The 7,243-nt window shown below is 42.4% G+C and carries 5 protein-coding genes and 15 tRNA genes; 1 reads left to right on the top strand and 19 read right to left on the bottom strand.

Annotated features, from left to right (window positions below; all coding sequences use genetic code 11):
- Window positions 1-34: 34 nt before the first annotated feature.
- The 3 genes from C7384_RS04700 to C7384_RS04710 are packed head-to-tail and all read right to left on the bottom strand — an operon-like array spanning window position 35 to window position 3,470.
- Complete coding sequence (locus tag C7384_RS04700; protein WP_089939825.1) at window positions 35-2,218, bottom strand: LTA synthase family protein; 2,184 nt, start codon at window positions 2,216-2,218, stop codon at window positions 35-37.
- 43 nt (window positions 2,219-2,261) lie between these two features.
- Complete coding sequence (locus C7384_RS04705) at window positions 2,262-3,068, bottom strand: DUF6681 family protein (protein WP_089939829.1); 807 nt, start codon at window positions 3,066-3,068, stop codon at window positions 2,262-2,264.
- A gap of 6 nt (window positions 3,069-3,074) precedes the next feature.
- Window positions 3,075-3,470 (bottom strand): hypothetical protein, encoded by a 396-nt coding sequence (locus C7384_RS04710; RefSeq protein ID WP_089939832.1) that lies wholly within the window; start codon window positions 3,468-3,470, stop codon window positions 3,075-3,077.
- 192 nt (window positions 3,471-3,662) lie between these two features.
- On the opposite strand from C7384_RS04710, the gene C7384_RS04715 reads away from it, so the two are divergent.
- The gene (locus tag C7384_RS04715; protein WP_089939835.1) at window positions 3,663-4,436 is read left to right on the top strand and encodes a TIGR01457 family HAD-type hydrolase; all 774 of its coding nucleotides are present in this window, start codon (window positions 3,663-3,665) and stop codon (window positions 4,434-4,436) included.
- A gap of 28 nt (window positions 4,437-4,464) precedes the next feature.
- Here the strand turns inward: C7384_RS04715 and C7384_RS04720 are convergent, their stop codons facing one another.
- From C7384_RS04720 to C7384_RS04795, 16 genes are all read right to left on the bottom strand, one after another.
- Complete coding sequence (locus C7384_RS04720; RefSeq protein WP_089939837.1) at window positions 4,465-5,658, bottom strand: DUF2075 domain-containing protein; 1,194 nt, start codon at window positions 5,656-5,658, stop codon at window positions 4,465-4,467.
- A 45-nt stretch (window positions 5,659-5,703) separates the two neighbouring features.
- A tRNA-Ile gene (locus C7384_RS04725) sits at window positions 5,704-5,777 on the bottom strand.
- Between the two features lie 26 nt (window positions 5,778-5,803).
- Window positions 5,804-5,874 (bottom strand) — tRNA-Gly (locus C7384_RS04730).
- 21 nt (window positions 5,875-5,895) lie between these two features.
- Window positions 5,896-5,968, bottom strand: a tRNA-Phe gene (locus C7384_RS04735).
- 24 nt (window positions 5,969-5,992) lie between these two features.
- Window positions 5,993-6,066 (bottom strand) — tRNA-Asp (locus C7384_RS04740).
- Window positions 6,067-6,068: 2 nt separating this feature from the next.
- A tRNA-Met gene (locus tag C7384_RS04745) sits at window positions 6,069-6,142 on the bottom strand.
- A gap of 28 nt (window positions 6,143-6,170) precedes the next feature.
- Window positions 6,171-6,260: transfer RNA gene (locus tag C7384_RS04750), tRNA-Ser, on the bottom strand.
- 20 nt (window positions 6,261-6,280) lie between these two features.
- Window positions 6,281-6,354 (bottom strand) — tRNA-Ile (locus C7384_RS04755).
- A 13-nt stretch (window positions 6,355-6,367) separates the two neighbouring features.
- Window positions 6,368-6,441, bottom strand: a tRNA-Met gene (locus tag C7384_RS04760).
- A gap of 27 nt (window positions 6,442-6,468) precedes the next feature.
- Window positions 6,469-6,542, bottom strand: a tRNA-Pro gene (locus C7384_RS04765).
- Between the two features lie 57 nt (window positions 6,543-6,599).
- Window positions 6,600-6,673 (bottom strand) — tRNA-Arg (locus C7384_RS04770).
- 3 nt (window positions 6,674-6,676) lie between these two features.
- A tRNA-Leu gene (locus C7384_RS04775) sits at window positions 6,677-6,760 on the bottom strand.
- Between the two features lie 6 nt (window positions 6,761-6,766).
- Window positions 6,767-6,838, bottom strand: a tRNA-Gly gene (locus C7384_RS04780).
- A gap of 6 nt (window positions 6,839-6,844) precedes the next feature.
- Window positions 6,845-6,917 (bottom strand) — tRNA-Thr (locus C7384_RS04785).
- Between the two features lie 43 nt (window positions 6,918-6,960).
- Window positions 6,961-7,033 (bottom strand) — tRNA-Val (locus tag C7384_RS04790).
- Between the two features lie 4 nt (window positions 7,034-7,037).
- Window positions 7,038-7,128, bottom strand: a tRNA-Ser gene (locus tag C7384_RS04795).
- Window positions 7,129-7,243: the final 115 nt, after the last annotated feature.

Genomic DNA, 7,243 nt, shown 5'->3' on the forward strand with positions numbered 1-7,243 from the left:
AAAGGACTAGTAGTTTATACTAGTCCTTTATTTATTAATTACTGCCTGAAAAATCATCAGCACCACGCGGAATCACACGGGTGGTATCTCCCTTAGCATCATATACTTCAGGAGCATCCGTTACGTAATCGCCCAACGTAGTCTTGTCGCCATTTTTAGCATACAAACTGTTAGACTTACGTTCCTCACTTTGATGCTTTAATCGTTTAACGGTTGCTGACTTACTATAATCATAATTACGATCATCAATAGCCTTGAAGCCCTTTGGATCATAAAAACGCAGTAAATTCTTTTGATTAACATCATCTGACATCGCTAATTCTTTAACAGCTGAGGCCTGTAATTTATTGAGCGTTTCCTGCTCTTGTGCCGTCGGATCAGTAATTCGCTGGCCCGTTTTAACATTCCAATAACTACCCGAAAGACTAGCATAATCAGGACTAATCCAGTCCTTATTTCGGAAGACAACCAGCTGTTGCCGCTTAGTACTTAACAGGTCCTGTCCAAACTGAATGTAGCGTTTCGTGCCGATACCTAGCAAATGTTCAATTGTTGGCGCCACATCAATTTCACCACCATAAGTATGGTCAATGTGCCCCTCTTTATAGCCCGGTATATGGACAATCAATGGTGTCCGCTGCAAATTAGCATTATCTAAATCAGTCCATTCACCATCTGTGCGACCCAAAATTGGTGCTAAATAATGGTTCTCGGTGTTTGAAATACCATAATGATCCCCGTACAAAACAACCATGGTATTATCATACAATCCAGTTTTCTTAAGATAATCAAAAAATTCTCTCAGTGATTGATCCAAGTAATGATTGGCCACAAAATAGTTATCAACATACTTAGAACCACTATTAGTGGTTACAAAATTAGGATCTTGATCCTGTTTATCAATATCAAAAGGTGTATGGTTAGTGACCGTCAAATACTTCGTATAAAACGGCTGTGGCAAGCGCTCTAAGTAGGGCACGGAATCACGGAATAAGAGTTTATCCTTCAAGCCCCAAGAAGTGGCTTTTTTACCAGTAACATCAAAATACTCACCGGAAACCCAATTTTGATAGCCCATTCGCTTATAAACGTTACTCCGGTTCCAAAATGTACCGGTATTACCGTGAAAGACCGCATTCGAATAATCAGCACGCTGGTTCAAAATTGCTGGCATCGCCTGGAAGGTCTGGTCATTTCCTAACTTAGAAAATAAAGATCCCTGTGGTAGCCCAAAGGTAGAAGTTTCCAGCATATTTTCAGCATCTGAAGTTTTACCCTGTCCCACTTGATGGAAAAAGTTATCAAAGGCAATCGTCCCTTGATCATGGTAGAGACTATTCAAAAACGGCGTTACTTCTTGTCCATTAATCTGACGATCAATTGAAAATTGTTGGAAACTTTCCAAATGAATAACAATCACATTTTTGCCCTTAGCAGTACCATAAAAACTAGGATTAACCTCCGCATAGTGACTTTTAATATAGGCCTTAACCTCGTCCAATTGATCCGGTCGCGCACTCTTACGCACTTGACTGGTTTCATACGTATTATAGGCATCACAAATCGTAAAAGGACCTAAGCCTAGGTACTTAACTAAATACTCTCGATCAAACTGACGAGTCAATAACTGAGGCCGCTCAATATCAGCCACCATAAAATTCAAAGCCAGTAAAAGCCAGCCGAAAGTAAAAGTTTTAAAAGCATAAAATCGCGGTAATCGACGATTATCAAATTTAATTTTTTTAAAGACAAACAGACCAATCAAGAGCACAATATCAGCCCAAAAGAAAACATCATGCCAGTTTAAAGTAACGGCACCTGCCACTTTAGTCCCTTGGTTAACGGTCTTGTATCCCAACATCGTGTTAATGGACATATAGTCCGAAAATTCTCGAAAATAGGTTACATTAATGTAAAGTAAGGTTGTTAAAAGACCATCTAACAGTAATAAAGCTCCGTAATATAATTCCTTACGGCGAATAAATAGCGCCAAACTCAAGAAAATAATAGTAAACCCAATTGGATTAAAAAATATCAAAACAAATTGAACCGGACTAGCAATATGCAACCAGTTAAAATCAGCCCCATAGGCTAGGATTGTTTTTAAAACCATCAAAACAACAATCCACACAAAAAAACCTTTGCGACTGTTAAGTTGTCTACTCCAATTTTTAGGTGACAACACCTGTTGCCATAAATTTTGAACACGATTCCTCATGCTGAACATATTTCCCACCCTAGTTATCTATTCCCTACTGCGCTTAAACGTTTTCACGCTGGGCATAGGCTACTTCAACTTTTACATAATGTGGTTTGACAACTTCCACCAATTCTCGACGGCCCTGCACATGGCTTTTGCCACCTGTGATGACCACCGAAGCTAATGATAATTGGTAATCTTTTTGAGCCTGTTTAACCGGCAATAAACCAATTTTAGCAATCGTAGCAATGTCTTGTGCTTGTAATTGATTCAACCCCGCTACAATGTCTAAACTACCATCCGCCATTTCTTGTAAATCAAAATATGGCAGTAAAGTCCCGGGATGATTATCATGGATGCAGCCATCTTGAGCAATAATTTGCCGCTGGCCCTTTTTACTGAGATTGTGATAATCGTGTGCCCACATATTCATTTCTTCTAACTGCTGAGCTAAATTATCGATTGCCTGCTGCTGTTGGGCACTCATTTGAACTTCAGCCTTTAACACATCTTTCCTGTCATACAGGCCATTGGCTGGCATAATAACAGGACGAGTAGCCGTAGCTTCGCCGGCCACTGGAATTGTGGTCCCTAGCACCTTAGCAAGTAGCCGCGAAACATCCCATTTCATGGCCTTAGTTGTAAAGAAATAAAAAACGTTTAAAATGCTAAAATACAGTAATACTAAGAACACTGCGACCAATAGGGACCCACGTAGCCAACGACCGTTTTGAAAAAATCGTAATGATAAATATAAAATATACCAAACACCAGCCATGGCTACAACGGTATAGATTTTCCCCTTAGTTCGCGTATTAGTAGTAAAATACCCCAAATAACTATTCACAATATCTAATAGTGAAAACATGTTATATTACCCCTGTTCTGATACCTTACTACTTGTATCACTGCTAGATGCTTTATCACTTTGTTGACTACTGCTAGAACTGCCTTTTGCATCCTGTGAACTAGTACTAGATTCACCACTCGACGAATTACTAGATGAAGCCGTCTTTTCCGAAGAAGAACTACTTTGTGAGCTGCTGTGACTCGGCTCACTGCTTGATGAATGCTTTTCACTATTGGCAGTACTAATCGAAGAGGTTGATACATAACTGACTGAACTAACCTTTTTTCCTTCTTGAGTGCCGGTAGCTACATTGACTGCTAAGTTAGCAGCACTAATAGCGACAATTAACGATACAATCGCTGCTGGCGTTAAAAATGGTGGTATTTGTTTTTCATCGCTTAAAATTTTTTCTTTGAGCATAATCCTTTTAATTCCTTAATAACCATTTTAACCGACTTTCCAAATAAAAGTAAAAAAACCGCCATGGCGGTGATGACTACTGCTATTAAGTCTACTAAATAATAATAGGTCCAACTACATGGACAAGCTTAATTGTACTATAATAGGATGATGTTAAATCAAAATTAAGAGTTTTTTCAGAAGGGTTCAGCTATGCGAGAATACGATGCCTATTTAATCGACTTAGATGGCACCATTTACCAAGGAACAAAGCCAATTCCAGCTGCTAAACGATTTATTAGCAAGTTACAAAAGGCCAATATTCCTTACCTATTTGTTACCAACAATTCCACCAAAACACCAGCCGACGTGGCCCGCAATTTATCCATTAATCATGATATTCCCACTAGTCCTAAACAGGTGTACACCAGTGCCCTTGCAACAGCTGACTATCTAGCCAAAGCAGCTACACCTGGTCATCAAACCGTTTATATGATTGGTGAAGAGGGCTTGAAGGTTGCCTTAAGCGATGCTGGCTTTAACCTTATTGGCGATGATCGAGCTGATTATGTGGTTACTGGCCTAGATCGTCAATTAACCTATGCTAAGCTGGCTAATGCCACCCTCGCTATCCAAAAAGGTGCACGCTTCATTGCGACTAACGCTGATACTAATTTACCAAGCGAACGAGGCATGCTCCCTGGAGCAGGCACAATCGTACAAGCCTTGCAAACAGCTACCAATGTTAAACCCACTATCATCGCCAAGCCCTCGCTACCCATTATGACCGGTGCGCTATCACGCCTGGGAAACCCTCAGCATCCGATTATGGTTGGTGATAATTACCATACTGATATTCTCGCTGGTATTAACGCTAAAATTGATACCTTATTAGTGTATAGTGGTGTTTCCACGCCCGAACAAATACAAAAAATGCTTCTCAAACCAACTCATTCAGTTCAAACCCTGGATGAATGGGCGTTATAAAAAGGGAGAGCCATCTGGCTGTCCCTTTTTACTGTAATTCTAGTAGTCTTTTTCTTAATTGTGGATCAGCAGCGGTTAAATATAGCCCCTTAATTCCACGTTTTAGCAAAACATTCAGCGTATTAAACATCACCTGACTCTTAAAAGCAGTCATCTCTTGTTCACCTTGAATTCGAGGTGTTTTTTTATAAATTTCAGTATGCGTTATCTTGTCAGGATTAACAATAATTGAATCAGTGGTAGCATCATACTCAAAAGCAGGGCTTAAAATAACACCAGCGTAATTCAAATCAAAACCTTGAATGGTGTAAATCGATCCCACTTCTGTAATTGATTCGGGTCGCTCAGCCCAAGGCGTTGGCTGAGCATCTAATTCATCCCATGGTTGGTTGAAACCATCCATGCGCACTGTATGCTCGCCATGTGGTCCTCGGGTAAATCCAGTAGCTGTCAGCATTCTAGATAGACCAACTTCTTTATCCCGTTGTTTAATGTCTTCATATAATTCATCCGCACGACTATAAATTCTCAAATCATAGTTACCACGATCTGCCGGTAATGGCAATATCTGACCGTTAGCCAACCCATCAATCCAATCCATAATAGCTTGGGAAGCCTGCATCCGATACTGAAAGTCAAGATTGAAAAAGGCATGATGATAGGGAGCAACAACCTCTTCTAATAACGGTTTGTTCCAAAACATTTTAGTCTGCATTACTTGCTTAAAATCAAAAACAACAACGACGACTCGACTTAATTTAATAATTTCACTTAATTGGTTCTCTTGGGTAAATCGAACATAAGGCTCTGGCTTTGTAAATAATAAATGTCCTTCATCTATTAAAACAATATCATACATTTTTTTCGTTTTATGACAGTCATTGATTAAAGAAGTTGGGCGAACATAATCCTTTTTGTAAATACCAGGTAATTGTTTTCCTAATTCCTGATAAATTTTCAATAATTCTGGGTGATTCACAGTAAAAATACATTGCTTCTGATAATATGGTGATCCGTTTAAAGTAACACCAGCTTTTAACCGCTGAAAAAGTTTTGTTAAAAGAACACTCTTACCAGTACCAGCTTGCCCCTCGATAACAGCAATGTGATGTCCACTTGACTTTAAGGCATGCTCTAAATAATTCTCAATATCACTTAACTGCTGTTCTTGCTGAACAGTCATTTTCTCAACATTAAATTTTTTAATTGCTGAATTACTCATTTTTTCTCCAAAACAAAAAGGAAGAGGTCTCCCTCTCCCTTGTCATGGGCCTGACAGGACTCGAACCTGTGACCCCTGCGTTATCAACACAGTGCTCTAACCAGCTGAGCTACAGGCCCCTCTTTGCTTCTCTTGCCGAAACAAAAGCGAATGACGGGAATCGAACCCGCATAGCCAGCTTGGAAGGCTGGAATTCTACCATTGAACTACATTCGCATGCTGGAACTTTCATTCCTATGGCGCGGGACGGAATCGAACCGCCGACACATGCAGCTTCAATGCATTGCTCTACCAACTGAGCTACCGAGCCATCTTCTATTCTTCTTCATAGAAACGGTCACAGCGGGGCTCGAACCCGCGATCTCCTGCGTGACAGGCAGGCGTCCTAACCAGCTAGACCATGCGACCAATTGCGGGAGTAGGATTTGAACCTACGACCTTCGGGTTATGGGCCCGACGAGCTACCGAACTGCTCCATCCCGCGATAATATTATTCGTGGTTCCCCACTTAAAGGAGAATGAGGGATTCGAACCCTCGCGCCGATTTCTCGACCTGACGGTTTTCAAGACCGTTCCCTTCAGCCAGACTTGGGTAATTCTCCATTATGTTTTGTGTCCTTGATGGACCATGTTGGACTCGAACCAACGACCGGACGGTTATGAGCCGTCTGCTCTAACCAACTGAGCTAATGGTCCCGCTTCGAGCCTATCGCGGCGGGGGGAATCGAACCCTCGACCTCTCGGGTATGAACCGAACGCTCTAGCCAGCTGAGCTACACCGCGATCGCCTTAACTGATTTTCTTCAGTCATCGGGACGACAGGATTCGAACCTGCGACCCCCTGGTCCCAAACCAGGTGCTCTACCAAGCTGAGCTACGTCCCGTACTTTTCCCAGGTCTTTGCCCCGGCCATTCTTTTGTTAGAGTTTCTTTCAACTCTATGCACCTAGCAGGAGTCGAACCTGCAACCTCCTGATTCGTAGTCAGACGCTCTATCCAATTGCGCTATAGGTGCATATGCCGGCGACCGGGATCGAACCGGTACGATGTTTCCATCGCAGGATTTTAAGTCCTGTGCGTCTGCCTATTCCGCCACGCCGGCATTCCAAGCGGAAGACGGGATTCGAACCCGCGACCCCCACCATGGCAAGGTGATGTTCTACCACTGAACTACTTCCGCATTATATGCCGACTAAAGGATTCGAACCTTCGACCCCCGCTTTACAAGAGCGGTGCTCTACCAACTGAGCTAAGTCGGCAGCTTCTATCCCGACGTGGCTTGCTTTGACTGCCGTAGTCAAATGGACGCTACAGGGATCGAACCTGTGACCCCCTGCTTGTAAGGCAGGTGCTCTCCCAGCTGAGCTAAGCGTCCAATATGGAGAGAAAGGGATTCGAACCCTCGAAGCAGCTTGCACCGCTTACACGGTTTCCAACCGTGCTCCTTCAGCCTGACTCGGACACCTCTCCGAATTCTACTGCTCTCTCTGTCTATGTACGGCATCGCATCGTCCTATCCTCGCAGCCAGCGTTCCGGCCACTACTTTCGGCGCTCTAGAGCTTAACTTCTGTGTTCGAGATGGAT

The sequence above is a fragment of the Convivina intestini genome (assembly GCF_003096575.1).
Taxonomy (GTDB): Bacteria; Bacillota; Bacilli; order Lactobacillales; family Lactobacillaceae; genus Convivina; species Convivina intestini.

Bases quoted from the DNA above. Each gene is read 5' to 3' on its own strand.
- C7384_RS04700 (WP_089939825.1), bottom strand. From the start codon at position 2,218: ATGAGGAATCGTGTTCAAAATTTATGGCAACAGGTGTTGTCACCTAAA.
- C7384_RS04705 (WP_089939829.1), bottom strand. From the start codon at position 3,068: ATGTTTTCACTATTAGATATTGTGAATAGTTATTTGGGGTATTTTACT.
- C7384_RS04710 (WP_089939832.1), bottom strand. From the start codon at position 3,470: ATGCTCAAAGAAAAAATTTTAAGCGATGAAAAACAAATACCACCATTT.
- C7384_RS04715 (WP_089939835.1), top strand. From the start codon at position 3,663: ATGCGAGAATACGATGCCTATTTAATCGACTTAGATGGCACCATTTAC.
- C7384_RS04720 (WP_089939837.1), bottom strand. From the start codon at position 5,658: ATGAGTAATTCAGCAATTAAAAAATTTAATGTTGAGAAAATGACTGTT.